Source organism: Caldisericum sp. (assembly GCF_049967455.1).
GTDB lineage: Bacteria > Caldisericota > Caldisericia > Caldisericales > Caldisericaceae > Caldisericum > Caldisericum exile_A.
Genome location: NZ_JBMFSR010000022.1, coordinates 1 through 18779, shown reverse-complemented (window position 1 = coordinate 18779; position 18779 = coordinate 1). Strand labels below are relative to the sequence as shown.

Below are 18779 nucleotides of genomic sequence, written 5' to 3'. Positions count from 1 at the left end.
AAGAAACCCAAAGATTTGCTATCCGTGAAGGTGGTAAAACTGTAGGTGCTGGAGTTATTACAAAGGTAATTGAGTAAAGGAGTGTGATAATATGAAAAAAGATCGTTTAAGAATTAGATTAAAAGCTTTCGACAACAAGATCCTTGACCTTTGGGCAGCAAAGATTGTTGAGGTTGCAAAATCAAGCGGAGCAACAGTGTCAGGACCAATTCCATTACCAACAAAAAGGACAGTGTTTAACGTTTTAAGGGCTCCTAATATCGACAAAGACTCACAAGAAGCATTTGAAATTTGTGTGCATAAGAGATTAATTGAAATTATTGATGCTACACCCGAAATTACTCAGAAATTAGCTAACATGGATATACCTCAGGGTGTGGAAGTTGAGATCAAGATTTAATGGAGGTTGTTATGGCAAAGGGAATTTTAGGATTTAAAGTGGGAATGACTTCCGTTTACCTTGGGGATACAATTGTGCCTGTTACTGTAATTCAAGCAGGTCCATGTACAATTGTTGATAAGAAGACAAGAGAAACCCATGGATACGATGCAGTAGCGCTTGGTTTTGTTGAAGTGAGGCCAGAAAAGTTAAACAAGCCCATGAAAGGTTTTTTTGACAAGAAGGGGTTGAAACCCTTTAGATTCTTAAAGGAAGTAAGGGATATGGAAGGTGAAGTTGGTGAAACAGTCACTGTTGAAGCATTCAAAGATGTTAAATATGTTAAGGTTACAGGAACATCAATGGGTAAAGGTTTTCAAGGCGTTGTAAAGCGTTGGGGATTTGGCGGGTGGCCAAGAACTCATGGACATGAAGCAGAAAGGCGTCCAGGATCTATTGGTCAGCGTGCAACACCTGGTAGAGTTTTCAAAGGAATGAAGATGGCAGGTCATCTTGGAAATGAAACTGTTACTATAAGGAATCTTGAAGTTGTTAAAGTTATCCCCGAAAAAAATCTAATTCTTGTAAAAGGAAGCGTCCCTGGACCTGATAAAGGTTTGCTCCTTATTAGAGCATAGGAGGATTGAAATGAAGAGCACTGTTATTGATGTAAAAAACAATACTGTTGAGTCTCTTGAACTTCCTGATGATTATTTCTCAAGAGAGGTAAAAAAGCACCTCATATATCAGGCAGTTCAGAGGTATCTTGCAAACAGAAGAAGAGGTACTGCAGATACTAAGGAAAGAGGAGAAGTAAGCTATAGCACTAAAAAAGTAAGGCCACAAAAAGGTCTTGGCCGTTCAAGGCAAGGAGCAAGGACTTCCAACATATGGAAGGGTGGTGCGGTAGTTTTTGGACCTCATCCAAGAGATTTCTCCAAGAAGATGAACAAAAAAGAAATTGACGCAGCAATATTTTCTGCTTTAACTGCACGTTTCAATGATGGAGATGTGCATATTGTAAGTAATGTAAAACTCTCTGGAAAAACAAAAGAGGGTGTGGAAGTTTTGAAGAAAATTGAAGAAACTGTAAAAAAGAATCTTGGAGATGTTTTGTTTGTTTATTCCGATGAGAATGGTGAAGTCGAAAGAGCTTTAAGAAATATTCCGACTGTAAAACCGTTGAACTATAAGTTTCTTAACGCATATGACCTTATGGTTTTTGATTCAATAGTTATGAGTAAAGAAGCGGTTGAAGGAATTGAAGGGTGGTGGAAATAATGGAAACTTATGAAGTTTTAGTGAGACCTTTAATTACTGAAAAGACTACAAAACAGATGTCTCAGGGAAAATATACCTTTATTGTCCACGAAAAAGCAAACGTACAAATGGTTAAAAAAGCGGTTGAAGAAGCATTTAATGTAAAGGTAAAAGATGTTAATATTGGAAAGATTTTTGGAAAGAAGAAGAGAGTTAGAAACAGTTTTTCGAGAACTCCAACTTATAAAAAGGCTATAGTGACACTCTATCCTGGATATAAGATAGATGTCATTCAGAACGTATAATGGAGGTAAGAGATGGGTTTAAAAGTTTATAAACCAATAACTCCAGGCCTTCGTGGAAGAACAGTTTTAAACCACAAAGAGGTTATTACTAAAACTGAACCTGAGAAATCTCTTGTTGAAGGTTTAAGAAAAGAAGGCGGGAGGAATAATACCGGAAAAATTACGGTAAGACATAGAGGCGGTGGAAATAAACGTCTCTATAGAATTATTGATTTTAAGAGAGATAAGGACGGAATTCCTGCAAAGGTTACGTCTATTGAGTATGATCCAAACCGTTCTGCATACATTGCTCTTCTTACTTATGCAGATGGTGAAAAAAGATATATTATTGCTCCACTTGGTCTTAAGGTTGGCGATACTGTTATGTCAGGTCCAGATGCAGAAATTAAAGTTGGCAATGCATTACCTTTAAAAAATATTCCTCTTGGAACCTTTATTCATAATATTGAACTTATTCCAGGAAAAGGTGGTCAAATCGCAAGATCTGCAGGTGCCGCAGCTCAATTGATTGCAAAAGAAGATGAATATGCCCAAATAAGGATGCCTTCTAACGAAATTAGAAGAATTAGACTTGAATGCAAAGCCACCATTGGACAAGTTGGCAACTTGGATCATGAAAATGTCAACCTTGGTAAAGCAGGACACAAGAGACACCTTGGAATAAGGCCTACGGTAAGAGGTTCTGCTATGAACCCTGTCGATCATCCCCATGGTGGTGGTGAAGGTAAGGCACCTATTGGACATCCTGGTCCTCTTACACCTTGGGGTAAGCCTACCCTTGGTTATAAGACTAGAAAGAAGAAGAATCCTTCTGATAAATACATAATTAAGAGGAGGAAATAATTATGGGAAGAACTGGTAAATGGGTTGACCCAAAACTTCTTGAGAAAATTAGAAAAATGAACGAAAAAGGCGAAAAAAAGGTAATAAAGGTTTGGTGCCGACGTTCAACTATCACTGAAGAAATGGTAGGACATACAATTGCGGTTCATAATGGAAAAACTCATATTCCTGTTTATATTGTTCCTGATATGGTTGGACATAAATTGGGTGAATTCGCTCCTACTCGTACATTCCATGGACATAGGGCACCTACTGCACGTGTTATCACGAAGACATAAGGAGGCATTGAATGGAAGCATATGCTGTTGAAAAACACTTGAGGCTTTCTGCAAGCAAAGCAAGACTCGTTGCAGAACTTATAAAAGGTAAATCAGTAAGAGAAGCAAGGGCAATACTTAAAGCTCTTCCTCATAAAGCTGCACGTTTTATTGAAAAGGCACTGAATTCTGCAGTTGCAAATGGGGTTAATAATTTCAAAATGGATGAGGACATTATGTATGTTTCTGATATTTTTATTGATGCAGAAGGACCTCTAAAGAGAGTTCTTCCAAGGGGATTTGGAAGGGCAGATATAATAAGAAGGCCTGTAAGCCAAATCAAGATAATTGTTAAGGAGAAAGAGGAGGTTTAATGTGGGACAGAAAACTCATCCTTATGGTTTTAGATTAGGAATAACAAAAGATTGGTGGAGTAAGTGGTATTCACCGAAGAAGGATTATTCTTCATATCTTCTTGAGGACTTTAGAATTAGAAAAGAATTTAAGTCACTTGGTTTTAATGCAGCAGTTTCAAAGGTGGAAATTATAAGAAAAGGTACCTCTGAATTGAGGGTTGTTATATATACAGCCCGTCCTGGAATGCTTCTTGGTAAAAAGGGTTCTGAAGTTAGTAAACTCGAGGATATGGTGAAAAAGGTAATCGATCATAAGTACGATAATTTGAAAGTGGATATAAGAGAAGTAAAACACCCTGAAATTGATGCAGAACTTATTGCACAAAATGTTGCTCAGAGGCTTGAACAAAAAACTCCACACAAAAGGGCAATAAAACAGGCAATAACTAGAGCAATGAGAGCAGGTGCACAGGGAATAAAGATTCAGGTCTCTGGTAGACTTGAAGGTGCAGAAATTGCAAGAACTGAATGGTTTAGAGAAGGAAGAGTCCCATTACAAACTCTTGATGCAGACATTGATTACTCTGAGCAAATTGCAAAAACAAAATTTGGAGTAATTGGAGTAAAAGTTTGGGTCTATAAAGGTCCTGCTAAAGAACCGTTATTCTTTGCTTCTTAATTGGAGGTGAAACTATGTTAATGCCAGAAAGAGTCAAATATAGAAAGATGCATAGAGGTAGAACAAAAGGAAAATCTAAGGGTGCTACATCTGTGCATTTCGGTGAATATGGAATTCAGGCGCTTGAGCCTGGTTGGATTTCTTCGAGACAAATTGAAGCATGCAGATTGATCTTGATTTCTGCTGTAAGAAAAAGTGGTAAGCTTTGGATAAGAATTTTCCCAGACAAGTCTGTTACAAAGAAACCTGCCGAAACTAGAATGGGTGGCGGAAAAGGTGACGTTGATCATTGGGTTGCAGTTGTAAAACCTGGAAGAGTTATGTTTGAGTTTTCTGGAGTTGATAAGGCAACTGCAGAAGAACTTGTAAAGCAAGTAGGATATAAACTTCCAGTTAAGGTAAGAATGCTTACCTTAGAGGAGGAATAATTATGAAGATCCAACAGATTAGGGATATGACTGATCAAGAAATTGAAAATACTTTGAAGACCTTAAGAAAAGAACTCTTTAACTTAAGGTTTCAACTTGCTACACATCAACTTCACAATCCTGCAAGGATTAGAATAGTAAAAAAGGACATAGCAAGACTTCTTACTGTAAAAAGAGAACGTGAGTTAAAGAAGGAAGAGGTGTAAAATGGGAAAGAAAGAGCTTGTTGGTGTAGTTGTAAGCACCTATATGAAGACAGCTGTGGTAAAAGTTGAACGTATAGCCCATCATCCTCTATATCTGAAGCAGGTGAGAACTTTTACTAAATATTATGCACACGATGAAAATAATCAGGCAAAGGTTGGCGATGTTGTTAGGATAAGACAGACTCGCCCATTAAGTAGACTTAAAAGATGGAGAATTGTTGAGATTTTGGGTGGAGGTGAATAATGGTTAGACAGTATTCACGTTTAGTTTGTGCAGATAATACAGGAGTTAAAGAAGTTTCAATTATAACTGTTTTAGATGTTGGACATAGGCCTACAGGAACTGTTGGAGATAGAATTGTTGCAACAGTTAAGAAGGCTGTCCCAAATAGCCCTATTCCTAAAGGAACTATTGTTAAGGCAGTAATTGTAAGAACAAAATACCCTATCAAAAGAGAAGATGGAAGTATTATAAGATTTGATGACAATGCATGTGTAATCCTTGATAACGAAGGAAATCCAAAAGGAACACGTGTTTTTGGTCCAGTTGCAAGGGAGATTAGAAAGAAAGGTTATGTAAAAATTGCCTCCCTTGCCCCTGAAGTGCTGTAAGGAGGATATGTTATGAATAAGGTTAAATATCTTGACATAAAGAAAGGTGATCTTGTGATCGTCATTTCAGGAAAGGAAAAAGGAAAACAAGGAAAAGTCTTAAAGACTATTCCTGAGGAAGGCAAAGTGATTGTCGAGGGAATTAATATGCAAACTCATTTCCTTCGACCAACTCAGGATATGCCCCAAGGAAAGATTACAAAAAGAGAAGGGCCAATTTATGCTCATAAAGTCATGGTAATATGCCCTCATTGTCATACAAAAACAAGAGTCTCTCATAAAATTCTTGAAGATGGAAGCTCAGTGAGAGTTTGTAAAAATTGCCATGAAGTTATTGATAAGATTTAAGAGGTGCATTTATGGGAAAGAAAGTGACATTTAAATTAGATAGCAAACTTGAAAACTTGCTAAGCGAAAAATTACCTCAGTCTCCTTTAAAATTGAAATATGAAACTGAGGTAAAGAAGAAAATGATGGAAAAGTTTGGATATAAAAATGTAATGCAGGTTCCAAAGATAGTTGCAATTGCAGTGAATCGCGGAATAGGTGAAGCAAACGAAAATCCTGCTGCACTTGAGAAGACTATACAGGAGTTCATTCTTATTACAAGACAGAAACCTGCAGTTGCACGTGCTAAGAAATCTATTGCATCATTTAGGGTAAGAGAAGGTGCGCCAATTGGTGTAAGAGTTACTCTTAGAGGAAACAGAATGTATACATTTTTTGAAAAACTTATAAATACCGCTCTTCCGAGAATTAGAGACTTTAAAGGTCTCTCTCCGAACTCCTTTGATGGAAGGGGCAACTATACATTTGGAATAAAAGAACAACTGATTTTCCCTGAAATTGAATACGATATGGTTGATAAAGTGAGAGGTTTTGATGTAACCATAATTACAACTGCAAAAACAGATGAGGAAGCTAAAGCACTATTGGAATTTATGGGCTTCCCATTCAGAAAGAATTAGAGGTGAGATATGGCAAGAAAGGCAATGATTGAAAAAGCAAAGAAACCTCCAAAATTTAAAGTAAGACAACACAATAGATGTAAAATTTGTGGAAGACCTCGTGCATATTACAGTCGATTTGGGATTTGCAGATTGTGTCTTAGAAAACTTGCTCTTAAAGGCGAACTTCCTGGCGTTAAGAAAGCAAGTTGGTAAGGAGGAAGAAGATGATTAATGATTTAGTTTCTGATGTCCTTGTAAGAATAAAAAATGGAAGTGATGCTCGACATAAATTTGTTGTTGCACCATCTTCTAAGATGGTCCTTGAAGTTTTGAGGGTGCTAAAAGAAGAAGGTTTCATAAAGGATTTTGAATCAATTCAAATTGATGGAAAACCTTTTGTAAAAATTCATCTAAAGTATGGACCGAATAAAGAACCCTCCATTGTTGGTATAAAAAGGATAAGTAAGCCCGGCAGAAGAATTTATGTTAAAAAAGACGAACTTCCAAAAGTTTTTGATGGTTTTGGAATTGCAATCATTTCCACACCTCAAGGTATTATGAGCGATAAAATGGCTCGTAGACTTGGGCATGGTGGTGAAGTTGTTTGCTTTGTGTGGTAGGAGGTGCATATGTCAAGAATTGGAAAAATGCCTATACAAATTCCTAAGGGTGTTACTGTAAATATTCTCGAAGGAAATATTGTTGAAATTAAAGGTCCTAAAGGGGCTCTGAAAAGAGAATTTCACCCTGAAATGAAGATAGAAGTAGTTGATAATGAGATCGTTGTTAAAAGAAACTCAGATAAGCCTTTTTATAAAGCGCTTCACGGAACAACAAGAGCACTCCTAAACAATATGGTTATTGGAGTTACAAACGGTTTCTCGAAGAGACTTATAATTAACGAAAAGACCTATAAAGGTGAAGTAAAAGGCAGAAAAGTCCAGTTTGAGTTAGGTTACAGTCATCCAATCTTAATGGATATTCCAGAAGGTCTTAATGTAACAATTGAAGGACAAGTTATTACGGTATCAGGGATTGATAAAGAAGCTGTTGGTGCTTTTGCTCAAAAGATTCGACACCTTAGAAGAGTTGATCCTTACAAAGTAAAAGGTATTATTTACGAAGGCGAAAAGATTAGGCGTAAAGCCGGTAAGACAGTTGCTTCTGGAAAGTAAGGAGAGTGGACTATGATTAAGATAACACCAAGAAATGAACTAAGAAAAATAAGACATGAGAGAATTAGAAGAAAAGTCTTTGGTACTGTTTCAAAACCAAGACTTTCGATCTTTATAAGTTTAAAGCATGTTTATGCTCAACTTATTGATGATGAGCATAGAAAAACCCTTGTCTCTGCATCAACTCTTGATAAAGAACTAAAGGAATTATTAAAAGACAAAACTCTTACAGAAAAAGCAAAGGCAGTAGGAAAACTAATTGCTGAGAGAGCACTTGCAAAAGGTATTGACTCTGTTGTTTTCGATAGAGGCGGATATAAATATCATGGTAGAGTAAAAGCCCTTGCAGATGAAGCAAGGAATGTAGGACTCAAATTTTAGTAGGAGGGTCATGTGGCTACGATGGATAGAAGAACAGCAGAAGTAAAAGAATTTGAAGAATCTATTTTACAAATTGATAGAGTTTCTAAAGTTGTTAAGGGTGGAAAAATCCTACGTTTTAGAGTTGCGGTGGTAATTGGAGATAAAAAAGGTAGAGTTGGTGTTGGCGTTGGTAAAGCAAGAGAAATTCCGTCTGCAATTCAAAAAGCGATAAACGATGCAAGAAGGAATCTTGTAACTGTTCCCTTGAAGAATAATACAATTCCTATGAGGATAACTGCCAAAAAGGACACAGCACATGTATTTCTTGCTCCAGCAGTTCAGGGTACAGGACTTGTGGCAGGACGTGTTGTTAGAATGATTGCAGAAAAGGCAGGAGTTCAAGATTTGCTTTCAAAATCTCTTGGTTCTTCAAACCCTCTTAATGTTGCCCAAGCAACTTTAAAGGCCTTGAGAGATATGGAAAAAATAATGAGAGTAAGCGAATTGCGTAAGATAAAAGAGGGAGGTAAAGATGAAAGTAATTGATCTCAGACCAAAAGCACATTCTAAGAAAGAGAAAACAAGAGTCGGTCGTGGTAATGGCTCTGGCAAAGGAACATATTCTACTTATGGTTGCAAGGGACAGAGGTCTCGTTCAGGTGGTGTAAAAGCGAAGGGATTTGAAGGAGGACAAACACCAATATATAGAAGACTTCCAAAGTATAAAGGATTCAAGCCTTTAGAAAAGGAAGAATACATTGAAGTTAATGTAGAAAATCTTGAAAATATTGCAGGAAATGAAAAAGAAATTAATCTGAATGACCTTTTTGGAGGTAAGGTAAAAGTTTTAGGAAGGGGTGAGATCAGTATTCCTCTTGTTGTTAAGGCCTCCAAATTCTCCAAGCAAGCAAAAGAGAAAATAGAGAAAGCACAAGGGAAAGTCGAGGTAATTTAATATGTGGGAAACAATTAGAAGAGCGTTTAAGTTAAAAGAGTTAAGACAGAGAATTTACTTTACTCTCTTTTTGTTTATCCTCTTTAGACTTGGAACCTATATTCCCGTTGTAGGTATTGACAGAACTCAAATTTCAAGCATTATCTCACAAGGTGGTTTTCTTGCCTTAATGGATCTCTTCTCTGGTGGTGGTTATACCAACTTCTCAATTTTTGCACTCTCGGTTTTTCCTTATATTAACGCATCAATTATTCTTCAACTTCTCTCTTATGTAATACCTTCACTTGAGGCACTTGTAAGAGAAGGTGGAGAAGAAGGACAGAGGAAAATGGCCCAATACACAAGATACTTAACTGTTGCACTTGCAGCGCTGCAGGCATTCTCTGTAATCGTAATTTTTAGAAATTATCTTGTAAACCAAAGCATCCTTCTTAAATTAGTTATTATGGCAAGTCTTATTGCAGGATCTTATCTTGTACTTTGGCTTGGCGAAATTATGACTGAAAAAGGAATTGGAAATGGAGTTTCACTTATTATTTTTGCAGGCATTATAAGTAGAATTCCTGTAAGTTTTGTTGAGATTAGTCAGAAGCTATCTGCGGGTGCTGTTAGTATTTTTAGTGTTATTGGCGAATTTCTCGCGTTTCTCATTTTGCTTGTACTTGTTATTTTTGCATACCAATCTGAAAGGAGAATTCCTGTTCAATATGCAAAAAGAATTGTCGGTAGGAGAGTTTATGGTGGACAAACTACATATATACCTTTAAGACTTGTTCAGGCAGGTGTTTTGCCTATAATCTTCGCAGTCTCCTTTATGGCATTCCCTGCCACTATTGGGCAATTTTTCCCAAATTCTTGGTTTACCAAACATATTGCACAACCTATTTTTGGGACTCCCACAGGTATTTGGTATAACTTAATCTATTTCTTTTTAATTGTTGGTTTTACATTTTTCTACACTGAGATGACCTACGATCCATTAAAGCTTGCTGACGACCTAAAGAAATACGGTGGTTTTATTCCTGGAATAAGACCTGGTGAATCTACCGCACAATATATTGCATCTGTGTTGAGAAAGATTACACTTCCTACTTCTATTTTCCTTGGACTTGTTGCAATTATTCCCAATCTTGTTTTTAGAAAGATGACCATAACCTCTTTTGTGTTTGGTGGAACGTCACTTCTTATTATTATCGGTGTTGCGCTTGAAACTATGAGGGAAGTTGAGGCATATCTTTTGATGAGGCAATACGAGGGCTTTTTGAGATGAAAAAACACCTTGTACTTCTTGGTCCACCAGGAGCAGGAAAAGATACACAAGGTAGAATGCTTTCTAAAGAGTTGGGTATTCCTTTAATCTCTTCGGGAGATCTTGTAAGGAAGGAAATAAACGAAAGAACCGATTTTGGTTTACGTTTTAAAGAACTAACAGAGAGTGGCAGCCTTGTACCTGATGAGTTTATGAATGATTTTTTTGCACATGTACTTTCAAGTTACGATCTTAGAAAGGGGTATATTTTAAATGGCTTCCCCAGGACAGTTAACCAGGCAGAATTTTTAGATGAATACCTAAAAGAAAAGGATGCAGAAGTTGAACTTGTTCTATTTCTTGACGTTGATTTTGATACTCTTGTAAAAAGACTTTCAGGTAGAAGAGTCTGTAAGAGCTGCGGTGCAGTTTATAATATTTACTTTTCTCCTCCGAAAGTTGATAGTATTTGTGATGTTTGTGGCGGTGAACTTGTGCAAAGAGAAGATGATAAAGTTGATGCAGTTAAAAAAAGAATTGAAGTTTATCTTGAAAGCACAAAACCTCTTCTTGATTTTTATAAAAAAAGAGGTATACTTAAAAGTTGCGATGCTAGTAAATCCCCTGAGTCTGTTAATAGGTACCTTTTAGAGGCTACAAATGATTGTGATTAAAACAAAAGAAGAAATTGAAAAAATGAGAAAATCTGGTAAAATATTAAGATTGGTATTAGATATGGTTAAAGAGAAAATTGAACCTGGAATTAAAACAATTGAGCTTGACAAGTTTGCCGAGGACAAAATTTATGAACTCGGAGGAATTCCTGCTTTCAAAGGATATAGAGGCTTTCCAAACGCTCTTTGTATCTCTATTAATGATGAGGTAATTCACGGAATTCCATCTGATAGATTAATTCAAGATGGCGATTTAGTTAAAATTGATGGTGGAGTAATACTTGATGGATATTATTCGGATGCAGCATTTACAAAAATTGCAGGCACTCCAAAAAATGATACCGATGTGAAATTAGTTGAAGTTGTTGAAAAGGCATTTTTTGAAGCTGTTGCTGTTATCCATGTTGGTGCACATTTATACGACATTGGATACAGCATCCAAAAATTTGTTGAAAGCAATGGTTTTTCTGTTTTAAGAGACTATACAGGACATGGTATTGGAAGAAATCTCCACGAAGATCCTTCTGTGCCAAACTATGGGAAACCAGGTACGGGTATTCCTTTAAGAGCAGGTATGACTCTTGCAATCGAACCTATGATTACCGCAGGAAGTTATAAGGTTTATACCGATAAGAATGGTTGGACTGTTAAGACTGTTGATGGATCAAATAGTGCCCACTTTGAACATACGATAGCAATTCTTGAAGATAGAGTGGAACTTCTTACGGTGTGAGGAGGGTTTCTCATGGGTAAGGAACAGGTAATTGAAGCAGAAGGTATTGTGGTTGAAACTCTTCCAGGTACTATGTTTAAGGTTAAGCTTGCAAATGGAAAAGTTGTTCTTGCAACAATTAGTGGCAAAATGCGTTTGAATTTTATAAAAATTTTGCCAGGTGATAGAGTAAAATTGGAATTTAGTCCTTATGACCTTACTAAGGCACGAATTGTTTATAGACTTTAGAAAGGAGAGATGCAATGAAAGTAAGAACTTCCGTTAAAAAGATGTGTCCAAAATGCAGAATAGTAAGAAGAAGGGGAAAACTCATGGTTATATGTGAGAACCCTAAACATAAACAAAGACAAAAGTAGGAGGTGAACTTTGGCACGTATAGCAGGCGTTGATTTGCCTAGAGAAAAAAGAATTGATATAGCACTTACCTATATTTACGGGATAGGTAAGCATAATTGTTATGATGTATTGAAGGAAGCAAATGTTCCGCTTAAAAAGGTAAAAGACTTAACCCCCGAAGAAATTAAAGCAATAGAAGATGTAATAAGAGAAAAGTATGTTGTTGAAGGCGACTTGAGAAAAATCGTTGCAAGCAATATAAAAAAGCTTATTGAAATTAACTGTTATAGGGGAATTAGACACAAGAGGAATTTACCTGTTAGAGGGCAGAGAACAAGAACTAATGCAAGAACAAGAAAAGGTCCAAAGAAGACTGTTGGATCTGTTAGAAAGAGTGCGTAAGGAGGTAAGATGAAAAAAGGTAAAACAAGTTCTAAGAAAAAGGTGCAAAAGATTGCAGGTACCGCTAAGGTATATATTAATTCTACATTTAATAATACGATTATTACCGTAACAGATGAGCAAGGTAATGTTGTATGCTGGTCTTCTGCGGGAAGTAATGGCTTTAAGGGGACAAAGAAAGGCACTCCATTTGCGGCACAGGTTGCAGCACAAAAGGCAGCTGAAGAAGCGATTAACCTTGGAGCAAAAAGAGTTTCAGTCCTTGTTAAGGGTGGCGGTCCAGGTAGAGAAGTAGCAATTAGAGCATTGCAGTCAGCAGGTTTGCAAATTGAGGAGATTAAAGATATAACTCCTATTCCTCATAATGGTTGCAGACCAAGAAAACTAAGAAGAGTATAAGGAGGATAGCGATGGCAGTATATAATGGACCTCTTTGCAGAATTTGCAGGGCACAACAAAAGAAACTCTTTCTAAAAGGAGATAAATGTTATACAAAGAATTGTCCTCTTGAGAAGGGACGTGGAATACCAGGTCAGAAGCAAATAGTTCTTCATATGAATAAGCCTACTGATTATAAATTTCATCTAATGGAAAAGCAAAAGGTTAAGGCAATGTATGGGGTTTTAGAAAGACAGTTCAGAAGGTACTTTGATATAGCAATAAGGCAGAAAGAAATTCCTACAGGTGATAAACTTCTTGAACTTCTTGAAAGAAGACTCGATAACGTTGTATTTAGAATGGGATTTGCACCAAATAGAAGGACAGCAAGACAACTTGTTTCACATGGCCATATTCTTGTAAATGGTAAGAAGGTAAATATCTCTTCTTTAATCCTTGATAAAGGAGATGTAGTTGAGGTAAAAGAATCCTCAAGACAAATACCTATTATTAAAGCATCACTTGAGGAAAGAAATACTTTTCCAAATTGGGTAGAAGTCAATAAAGATTCATTTAAGGGTGTTGTAAAAGAGCTTCCAAATATTAAAGAACTTGCACTTGACGTCAATCCTACTTTGATAGTTGAGTTATACTCTAAGTAATAAGGAAGTGAAAACATGTGGCGATTAGAGAATATCTCGCTTGAAGTTTTGAAAGAAGAGGGAAATTACGGAGAATTCAAATTTTCACCTCTTGAAAGTGGATTTGGGCTTACATTAGGAACTGCTATTAGAAGGATACTTTTGAGTTCTATTGAAGGAGTTGCTCCTGTTGGTGTTTATATTGATGGCGTTATACATGAGTTTTCAACTATCGAGGGTGTTGTTGAAGACGTTGAACAAATTATTTTGAATGTGAAGAAACTTATTATTTCAATGGAAGCAATAGATAAGACAATTCTTCGTTTTGAAAAGACTGGCGAAGGAGAATTGAAAGCTTCCGACCTTATACATACAAGTGAAGTTACCATTCACAATCCAGACCTTCATATTGCAACAATATCTTCCTCAAAAGGGCGACTATCTGGTGAAATTTATATAAGAAGAGGTAAAGGGTATCTTCTTGAGGAAGCTGTAGAGAAACTTGAGGATTTTCCTCAAATTGTAATTCCGATTGATGCAAACTTTTCACCAGTAGTAAAGGCAACATTTAGAGTTGAACCTACTCGATTTGAGGAATCTGTCGATTTTGATGCACTCATTGTTGGGGTGCAAACAAAGGGCAATAAAACTCCGAGACAATGTTTGATTGAAGCCATAAATGTGCTTCTTGATTATTCTAATGTCTTTAACAAACTTTTAAACGGAAGTAAAATAGGCGATATTTCCGATGATATCAAGAACATGAAAATAGAAGCACTTAACTTGCCTGAAAGAGCATATAATGTGCTTGTCAAGAATAATATTAATACTGTTGGAGATTTGATAAAACATTCTGCTAAAGATTTGTTAGATCTTGATAAATTTGGTGTTGCTTCTCTTAAGAGTGTTGAAGAAGCGTTGGGTAAATTGGGTTTAAAACTTAGAGAGTAGGAGGTCTCATATGAACCATGGAATTTCATTAAGAAAACTGGGATTTTATCCAAGTTATAGAAAAAGTGTCTTAAGAAATCTTGCAACTTCCCTTATTTTAAATGGAAGAATAGAGACAACTGAAGCAAGAGCAAAAGAGGTAAGAAGAATTATTGAGAAGTTAATAACAAAGGCAAAGGAAGATAATCTCAATACGAGAAGATATGCGCACTCTGTATTATTCAATAAAGAAGCAGTTTACAAGCTTTTTGATCTTGCCAAAGAGTACAAGGATAGACCAGGTGGATATACGAGAATTCTAAAACTTGCAAAATACAGACGTGGAGACGGAACTCCCCTTGTGCTTATTGAACTTATTAAAGAATAAATACTCATGCTTGAGTTTCAAAATGTCTCGTTTTCATATAACGGAGACAATTGGGTTCTTAAGGATATTAGTTTTAGTCTTAAACAAGGGGAATTTGTATCTATAATTGGTTCGAACGGTTCAGGAAAATCTACGATAGCCCGTCTTGCAAACGGGCTTTTATTATCTCAAAAAGGCGATGTTCTCTTAAACGGAAGCTCGCTTAAGGATAAAGATATAAATAGATTAGCAAAATTTAAGGTGGGTGTAATTTTTCAAAATCCAGATAACCAGTTTGTTGGTATCACAGTTGAAGATGATCTTGCGTTTGGCCTTGAGAATATGGGTCTTGATCGAAATATTATTCAAAGTAAAATTATGGAAATTTCAGAGAAACTTGGAATAAAAAGTTTTTTGCATTTTCCTCCATCACTTCTATCAGGTGGAGAAAAGCAAAAGGTTGCTCTTGCTTCCGTCCTTGTTTTGGAACCAGATTATGTTGTTTTTGATGAAGTAACATCCCTTCTTGACCCTATAAACAGGAAGATGATCTTAAATACGATTCTTGAAATTAACAGAAATAGAGGTGTTCTATACATTACCCATCATCCAGAAGAGACAGTTTTTTCAAACCGAATTATTGTTTTAAATAATGGTTTTATTGTGAGGACAGGAACACCATACGAAATATTTAGTGATGTAGATTTTCTTTCAAGCGTAAATGTCTCAAACCTGCACGAGGCGATTCTCTCAAAAAAACTTCTTGAGAAAGGTCTTATTGAAAGATTTTCTCTTAATTTAGATGAGATAGTGGATCAATTATGCTTGAACTAAAAGAAGTGTCGGTTATATACGATCCTCATACACGCTTCAAAAAAGAGGCACTTATTGGCGCAAACCTAAAGATATATGAAGGGGAACGTGTTGCAATTATTGGAAGAATTGGCTCTGGCAAATCAACTCTTATTGAGGTTATAAGTGGGCTTTTAAAACCAACAAGTGGCGAAGTTATTATTGATAACATCAATATAACAAAAGAGAAAATTAAAAGAAGCGACATAGTAAAAAAGGTAAGTGTAGTTTTTCAACATCCTGAAATGCAATTTTTTGCTGAAACTGTCTTCGAGGAAATTGCTTATGGTGCAAGAAATATAGGAATAGAAGAGGGTAAGATTAAGGATGCAGTTTTAATGGCACTCAATGATGTAGGTCTCGATGAGACTTATTTAGAAAAGTCTCCTTTTGAATTATCTGGTGGAGAAAAAAGGAGAGTTGCAATAGCAAGTGTTATAGTAATGAATCCAAAATATCTTATATTGGATGAACCCACATCAAATTTGGATTTTGGTGGTAAATCAAGTGTTATTTCATATCTTCAAGAGAGAGTAGCAAGAGGAAGAACTCTTATATTTGTGACTCATGATATGGACGAGGCATTTATGCTTTCGAAAAGAATTATTGTAATAAATGAGGGGCACATCGTTTTTGATGGTGAAACTGTAAGGTTTTTTGATGATGCAGAACTTGTTGAAAGAATCGGGCTTGAGCCACCCTTTTTTGTAAAAATAAAAAAAACTCTTTCAAAGTGTTTTCCAGATTTTCCAAGTTGTGAAGATTACGATTCAGTAGTTCAATATCTATTAAGGAAGAGAAGCGAGTATAATGGCTAAATTCTATTTTGGTCAATTTCAATACACACAAACATTTTTTCATAAGTTAAATCCAACTCTCAAAATAGTTCTGATTTTTTATCTTGTGATTCTCCTTTTTTTCCTTAAAACAATAGAGGCTTACTTCTTTTTTCTTGTATTTGGAGTTTTTCTTATTATATTGTCAAAGTTATCATTTAAGTCTGTTGTTTCTTCTTTTAAGCCGATCATATTTTTGCTTCTATTTACTCTTTTCTTCCAGTTATTTTTTACTCCAGGAACAATTGTTTTAGATCTCAAAGTTTTAAAAATTACAAAGGAGGGATTAAGCCTTTCAATATATATTGCAATAAGACTTATTATTCTTACGATACTTACTTTTTTACTTACATCAACTACAACAACAACTGACCTTGCTCTTGGGTTTAGAAATGTAATTTTACCTTTTAAGATTTTTAAATTTCCAGTAGAGGAATTGTCTCTAATGATTTCGATTTCTCTTCAATTTGTACCAATACTTTTCGAAGAAGCAGATAGAATTATGAAAGCTCAAATGGCAAGAGGTGCCGATTTTGAGAGTGGTAATTTGTTTGTACGTGCAAGAAGTTTTCTTCCTGTAATTCTACCCTTAATTCTTAATGCCTTTAATAGAGCGGACCAGCTTGCTATGGCTATGGAATCAAGAGGCTTCATTCTGGGTATGAAACGAACGTCATATAGAGTTAGTAAATTTGGAAAGAACGAAGCATTAGCAATTATTTTTGTTTTAATCTTTACGCTTGTTCTCTTTGTGCTGGAGGGAATTTATGCATAACTATCTTATGAGAATCCAATACATTGGAAGAAATTTTTCAGGTTTCCAGAAGCAATCAAATCATCCAAAGGATGAAAAAACAGTGCAGGGAGAAATTGAGAAGACTTTAAAGACTGTTTTAAGAGTGCCAGTTAATACATATGGTGCTGCAAGAACTGATGCAGGAGTTAATGCCTTGAATCAGTATCTTAACTTCTACTTCGATGGTGTGCTTGATTGTGGCTGGCTTAAAAATAAAATGAACCATCTTCTCTTTGATGAAGGTATCTTTGTTAAGGAAATAAGGGAAGTACCTCAAACATTCCATGCAAGGAAGAGTGCAAAAAGTAAAATTTATGCATATATTGTTTCATCTGACCTTGAAAAGTCAATGTTCCTTATGCCATATGTTTATATTTATAAGGAGCCACTTGATTTGAATATGCTTAAAATAGCACTTGATGGACTTAAAGGAAAACACGATTTTTCAATTTTTGCCAATTTCGATAAATCTCAAAAAGATAGAAATAATATCTGCGAACTTTTTGATACAGGTTTTATTGAAAGAGGATCCCTTATAATTCTTTATTTTCACGGAGATCGATTTCTGTATCATATGGTAAGAAGGATGGTTTACTATGTGCTTAAAGGGGCGCAAGGATATATTGATACACGTATTTTACTTAATCCGTTTTCTTTTGGGAAAAAGGTGCCTTTTACAAGACAAGTTTTACCACCAGAACCACTCTTTCTTGTTAATGTAATTTACTAAAGAATTTTTGAAATGCGCAAATTTATTCTTGACTAAAATTAAAATTTTGGTATTATTATACGGATATGAAAATTTAGGAGGATGTGAGATATGATGAAAATAACTAAATTTCTGAAACCTTATGAAGTAAATAAAAAGTGGGTACTGATAGATGCTGAAGGCAAATCTATTGGAAGAGTAGCAGCTTTAGCTGCTTCAATTTTGAGAGGAAAAAATAAACCGAATTTTACCCCAAATGTTAATATGGGTGATAATGTTATTGTTATTAATGCCTCAAAAGTAAAAGTGACTGGAAGAAAATTAACGGATAAAATCTACTATAAGCATACAGGTTATGTTGGAAATATGCAATCTTACATGCTCCGTGATATTCTACAGAGAAAACCAGAATTTCTAATTACACATGCGGTTAGACTTATGCTTCCTAAAAATAGACTTGGAAGAAAAATGATAAAGGGGCTTAAGGTTTATAGTGATGCAAATTTCCCAAAGGAATTTAAAGTTGAACGCACGATTACACTTTCTAAGGAGGAATAATGGATAAGGTAATTTTAGCGGTTGGAAGAAGAAAAACTTCTACTGCAAGGGTTGTTTTAACTCCTGGGACTGGGAGATTTAGAGTTAATGGAAAGGATGTTAACGAGTATTTTAATGTTAAATCTCTTTTACCAGAAGTGTTTAAACCTCTTGAAATTACAAATTTAAAAGACAAATTCGATATTAGAGCAAATGTCGAAGGCGGAGGGTTTAGGGGGCAGGCCGATGCAATTAAACTTGGTATTGCCCGTGCTCTTCTCAAGGTTGATGAAACCTTGAAACCTGTTTTAAAGAGTGAAGGCCTACTTACAAGAGACCCGAGGGAAAAAGAAAGAAAGAAATACGGATTACACTCTGCAAGAAAAGACCGTCAGTACAGAAAGAGATAAAACAATTCTCAACTTTGAGAAAAAAGGGGCTTGTGCCCCTTTTTTATTTTTATATTTTTCGTTATTATAATGTATTGAATTAAATCTTTTTTCGGAGGTACACGTGGTAAGAGTTCGTTATGCACCCTCTCCAACAGGAGAGATACACATAGGTAATGCAA

At 35.7% G+C, this 18779-nt stretch carries 38 protein-coding genes; all 38 read left to right on the top strand.

Annotated elements, in window-relative coordinates; genetic code table 11:
- A partial coding sequence (locus ACP5SP_RS05715; protein ID WP_428067145.1) for a hypothetical protein occupies positions 1-77 on the top strand: 77 nt, incomplete at its 5' end.
- Between the two features lie 14 nt (positions 78-91).
- Positions 92-400, top strand: coding sequence for a 30S ribosomal protein S10 (gene rpsJ, locus ACP5SP_RS05710; RefSeq protein ID WP_014453665.1), 309 nt, complete (start codon positions 92-94; stop codon positions 398-400).
- An 11-nt stretch (positions 401-411) separates the two neighbouring features.
- Positions 412-1017: a 50S ribosomal protein L3 gene (rplC, locus tag ACP5SP_RS05705; protein ID WP_424586882.1), complete on the top strand. Its 606-nt coding sequence runs from the start codon at positions 412-414 to the stop codon at positions 1015-1017.
- Between the two features lie 10 nt (positions 1018-1027).
- Positions 1028-1660 carry a 50S ribosomal protein L4 gene (gene rplD / locus ACP5SP_RS05700; RefSeq protein ID WP_416085822.1) on the top strand — a complete coding sequence of 211 codons (633 nt, stop codon included), beginning with the start codon at positions 1028-1030 and terminating at the stop codon, positions 1658-1660.
- Entirely contained in the window at positions 1660-1944 is a 285-nt protein-coding gene (gene rplW / locus ACP5SP_RS05695) for a 50S ribosomal protein L23 (protein WP_416085821.1), read from the top strand. Before rplD ends, rplW begins: the two co-directional genes overlap by 1 nt.
- Positions 1945-1956: 12 nt before the next feature.
- On the top strand, positions 1957-2787 hold the full coding sequence (rplB, locus tag ACP5SP_RS05690; RefSeq protein ID WP_416085820.1) for a 50S ribosomal protein L2: 831 nt from the start codon (positions 1957-1959) through the stop codon (positions 2785-2787).
- Positions 2788-2789: 2 nt separating this feature from the next.
- Positions 2790-3065, top strand: coding sequence for a 30S ribosomal protein S19 (gene rpsS, locus ACP5SP_RS05685; protein WP_014453660.1), 276 nt, complete (start codon positions 2790-2792; stop codon positions 3063-3065).
- Between the two features lie 11 nt (positions 3066-3076).
- On the top strand, positions 3077-3418 hold the full coding sequence (gene rplV / locus ACP5SP_RS05680; RefSeq protein ID WP_416085819.1) for a 50S ribosomal protein L22: 342 nt from the start codon (positions 3077-3079) through the stop codon (positions 3416-3418).
- Position 3419: 1 nt separating this feature from the next.
- Positions 3420-4079 carry a 30S ribosomal protein S3 gene (gene rpsC, locus ACP5SP_RS05675; protein WP_416085818.1) on the top strand — a complete coding sequence of 220 codons (660 nt, stop codon included), beginning with the start codon at positions 3420-3422 and terminating at the stop codon, positions 4077-4079.
- Between the two features lie 14 nt (positions 4080-4093).
- Positions 4094-4507 carry a 50S ribosomal protein L16 gene (gene rplP / locus ACP5SP_RS05670; protein ID WP_416085817.1) on the top strand — a complete coding sequence of 138 codons (414 nt, stop codon included), beginning with the start codon at positions 4094-4096 and terminating at the stop codon, positions 4505-4507.
- 2 nt (positions 4508-4509) lie between these two features.
- Entirely contained in the window at positions 4510-4713 is a 204-nt protein-coding gene (gene rpmC / locus ACP5SP_RS05665) for a 50S ribosomal protein L29 (RefSeq protein WP_014453656.1), read from the top strand.
- A gap of 1 nt (position 4714) precedes the next feature.
- Entirely contained in the window at positions 4715-4957 is a 243-nt protein-coding gene (gene rpsQ, locus ACP5SP_RS05660) for a 30S ribosomal protein S17 (protein WP_416085816.1), read from the top strand.
- A complete protein-coding gene (gene rplN / locus ACP5SP_RS05655) occupies positions 4957-5325 on the top strand; it encodes a 50S ribosomal protein L14 (RefSeq protein ID WP_416085815.1) in 369 nt (122 codons plus the stop codon). Before rpsQ ends, rplN begins: the two co-directional genes overlap by 1 nt.
- Before the next feature lie 12 nt (positions 5326-5337).
- Positions 5338-5673 carry a 50S ribosomal protein L24 gene (gene rplX / locus ACP5SP_RS05650; RefSeq protein ID WP_416085814.1) on the top strand — a complete coding sequence of 112 codons (336 nt, stop codon included), beginning with the start codon at positions 5338-5340 and terminating at the stop codon, positions 5671-5673.
- Positions 5674-5684: 11 nt separating this feature from the next.
- Positions 5685-6293, top strand: a complete 609-nt coding sequence (gene rplE / locus ACP5SP_RS05645) for a 50S ribosomal protein L5 (RefSeq protein ID WP_424586881.1) — start codon at positions 5685-5687, stop codon at positions 6291-6293.
- A gap of 9 nt (positions 6294-6302) precedes the next feature.
- Complete coding sequence (locus ACP5SP_RS05640) at positions 6303-6488, top strand: type Z 30S ribosomal protein S14 (protein ID WP_416085812.1); 186 nt, start codon at positions 6303-6305, stop codon at positions 6486-6488.
- An 11-nt stretch (positions 6489-6499) separates the two neighbouring features.
- Positions 6500-6895 carry a 30S ribosomal protein S8 gene (gene rpsH, locus ACP5SP_RS05635; RefSeq protein ID WP_416085811.1) on the top strand — a complete coding sequence of 132 codons (396 nt, stop codon included), beginning with the start codon at positions 6500-6502 and terminating at the stop codon, positions 6893-6895.
- Between the two features lie 9 nt (positions 6896-6904).
- Positions 6905-7450 carry a 50S ribosomal protein L6 gene (rplF, locus tag ACP5SP_RS05630; RefSeq protein WP_416085810.1) on the top strand — a complete coding sequence of 182 codons (546 nt, stop codon included), beginning with the start codon at positions 6905-6907 and terminating at the stop codon, positions 7448-7450.
- Between the two features lie 12 nt (positions 7451-7462).
- On the top strand, positions 7463-7831 hold the full coding sequence (rplR, locus tag ACP5SP_RS05625) for a 50S ribosomal protein L18 (RefSeq protein WP_428076168.1): 369 nt from the start codon (positions 7463-7465) through the stop codon (positions 7829-7831).
- Between the two features lie 21 nt (positions 7832-7852).
- Positions 7853-8359, top strand: a complete 507-nt coding sequence (gene rpsE / locus ACP5SP_RS05620; protein ID WP_428076166.1) for a 30S ribosomal protein S5 — start codon at positions 7853-7855, stop codon at positions 8357-8359.
- On the top strand, positions 8346-8768 hold the full coding sequence (gene rplO, locus ACP5SP_RS05615) for a 50S ribosomal protein L15 (protein WP_416085808.1): 423 nt from the start codon (positions 8346-8348) through the stop codon (positions 8766-8768). Before rpsE ends, rplO begins: the two co-directional genes overlap by 14 nt.
- A 1-nt stretch (position 8769) precedes the next feature.
- Positions 8770-10038, top strand: a complete 1269-nt coding sequence (gene secY / locus ACP5SP_RS05610) for a preprotein translocase subunit SecY (RefSeq protein WP_428067135.1) — start codon at positions 8770-8772, stop codon at positions 10036-10038.
- Entirely contained in the window at positions 10035-10691 is a 657-nt protein-coding gene (locus tag ACP5SP_RS05605) for an adenylate kinase (protein WP_416085806.1), read from the top strand. Before secY ends, ACP5SP_RS05605 begins: the two co-directional genes overlap by 4 nt.
- Entirely contained in the window at positions 10678-11424 is a 747-nt protein-coding gene (map, locus tag ACP5SP_RS05600) for a type I methionyl aminopeptidase (protein WP_424586878.1), read from the top strand. Before ACP5SP_RS05605 ends, map begins: the two co-directional genes overlap by 14 nt.
- A gap of 12 nt (positions 11425-11436) precedes the next feature.
- A complete protein-coding gene (gene infA / locus ACP5SP_RS05595) occupies positions 11437-11652 on the top strand; it encodes a translation initiation factor IF-1 (RefSeq protein ID WP_416085804.1) in 216 nt (71 codons plus the stop codon).
- 14 nt (positions 11653-11666) lie between these two features.
- Entirely contained in the window at positions 11667-11780 is a 114-nt protein-coding gene (rpmJ, locus tag ACP5SP_RS05590; protein ID WP_416085803.1) for a 50S ribosomal protein L36, read from the top strand.
- 10 nt (positions 11781-11790) lie between these two features.
- The gene (gene rpsM, locus ACP5SP_RS05585; protein WP_416085802.1) at positions 11791-12162 is read left to right on the top strand and encodes a 30S ribosomal protein S13; all 372 of its coding nucleotides are present in this window, start codon (positions 11791-11793) and stop codon (positions 12160-12162) included.
- Between the two features lie 9 nt (positions 12163-12171).
- Positions 12172-12561 (top strand): 30S ribosomal protein S11, encoded by a 390-nt coding sequence (rpsK, locus tag ACP5SP_RS05580; protein WP_416085801.1) that lies wholly within the window; start codon positions 12172-12174, stop codon positions 12559-12561.
- An 11-nt stretch (positions 12562-12572) separates the two neighbouring features.
- Positions 12573-13202, top strand: a complete 630-nt coding sequence (gene rpsD, locus ACP5SP_RS05575; RefSeq protein WP_424586877.1) for a 30S ribosomal protein S4 — start codon at positions 12573-12575, stop codon at positions 13200-13202.
- Positions 13203-13217: 15 nt separating this feature from the next.
- Entirely contained in the window at positions 13218-14132 is a 915-nt protein-coding gene (locus tag ACP5SP_RS05570; RefSeq protein WP_424586876.1) for a DNA-directed RNA polymerase subunit alpha, read from the top strand.
- A 10-nt stretch (positions 14133-14142) separates the two neighbouring features.
- Positions 14143-14499: a 50S ribosomal protein L17 gene (gene rplQ / locus ACP5SP_RS05565; RefSeq protein ID WP_424586875.1), complete on the top strand. Its 357-nt coding sequence runs from the start codon at positions 14143-14145 to the stop codon at positions 14497-14499.
- Between the two features lie 6 nt (positions 14500-14505).
- Positions 14506-15312 (top strand): ATP-binding cassette domain-containing protein, encoded by an 807-nt coding sequence (locus ACP5SP_RS05560; RefSeq protein WP_424586874.1) that lies wholly within the window; start codon positions 14506-14508, stop codon positions 15310-15312.
- Positions 15300-16148 carry an ATP-binding cassette domain-containing protein gene (locus tag ACP5SP_RS05555; RefSeq protein ID WP_428076164.1) on the top strand — a complete coding sequence of 283 codons (849 nt, stop codon included), beginning with the start codon at positions 15300-15302 and terminating at the stop codon, positions 16146-16148. Before ACP5SP_RS05560 ends, ACP5SP_RS05555 begins: the two co-directional genes overlap by 13 nt.
- Positions 16141-16941 carry an energy-coupling factor transporter transmembrane component T family protein gene (locus ACP5SP_RS05550; protein ID WP_424586872.1) on the top strand — a complete coding sequence of 267 codons (801 nt, stop codon included), beginning with the start codon at positions 16141-16143 and terminating at the stop codon, positions 16939-16941. Before ACP5SP_RS05555 ends, ACP5SP_RS05550 begins: the two co-directional genes overlap by 8 nt.
- Entirely contained in the window at positions 16934-17692 is a 759-nt protein-coding gene (gene truA, locus ACP5SP_RS05545; protein ID WP_416085795.1) for a tRNA pseudouridine(38-40) synthase TruA, read from the top strand. Before ACP5SP_RS05550 ends, truA begins: the two co-directional genes overlap by 8 nt.
- Before the next feature lie 90 nt (positions 17693-17782).
- Positions 17783-18229 (top strand): 50S ribosomal protein L13, encoded by a 447-nt coding sequence (gene rplM / locus ACP5SP_RS05540; protein ID WP_424586871.1) that lies wholly within the window; start codon positions 17783-17785, stop codon positions 18227-18229.
- Positions 18229-18618: a 30S ribosomal protein S9 gene (rpsI, locus tag ACP5SP_RS05535; protein ID WP_416085793.1), complete on the top strand. Its 390-nt coding sequence runs from the start codon at positions 18229-18231 to the stop codon at positions 18616-18618. Before rplM ends, rpsI begins: the two co-directional genes overlap by 1 nt.
- 103 nt (positions 18619-18721) lie before the next feature.
- The coding region (locus ACP5SP_RS05530) for a glutamate--tRNA ligase family protein (protein WP_428067143.1) at positions 18722-18779 on the top strand (58 nt) is incomplete at its 3' end.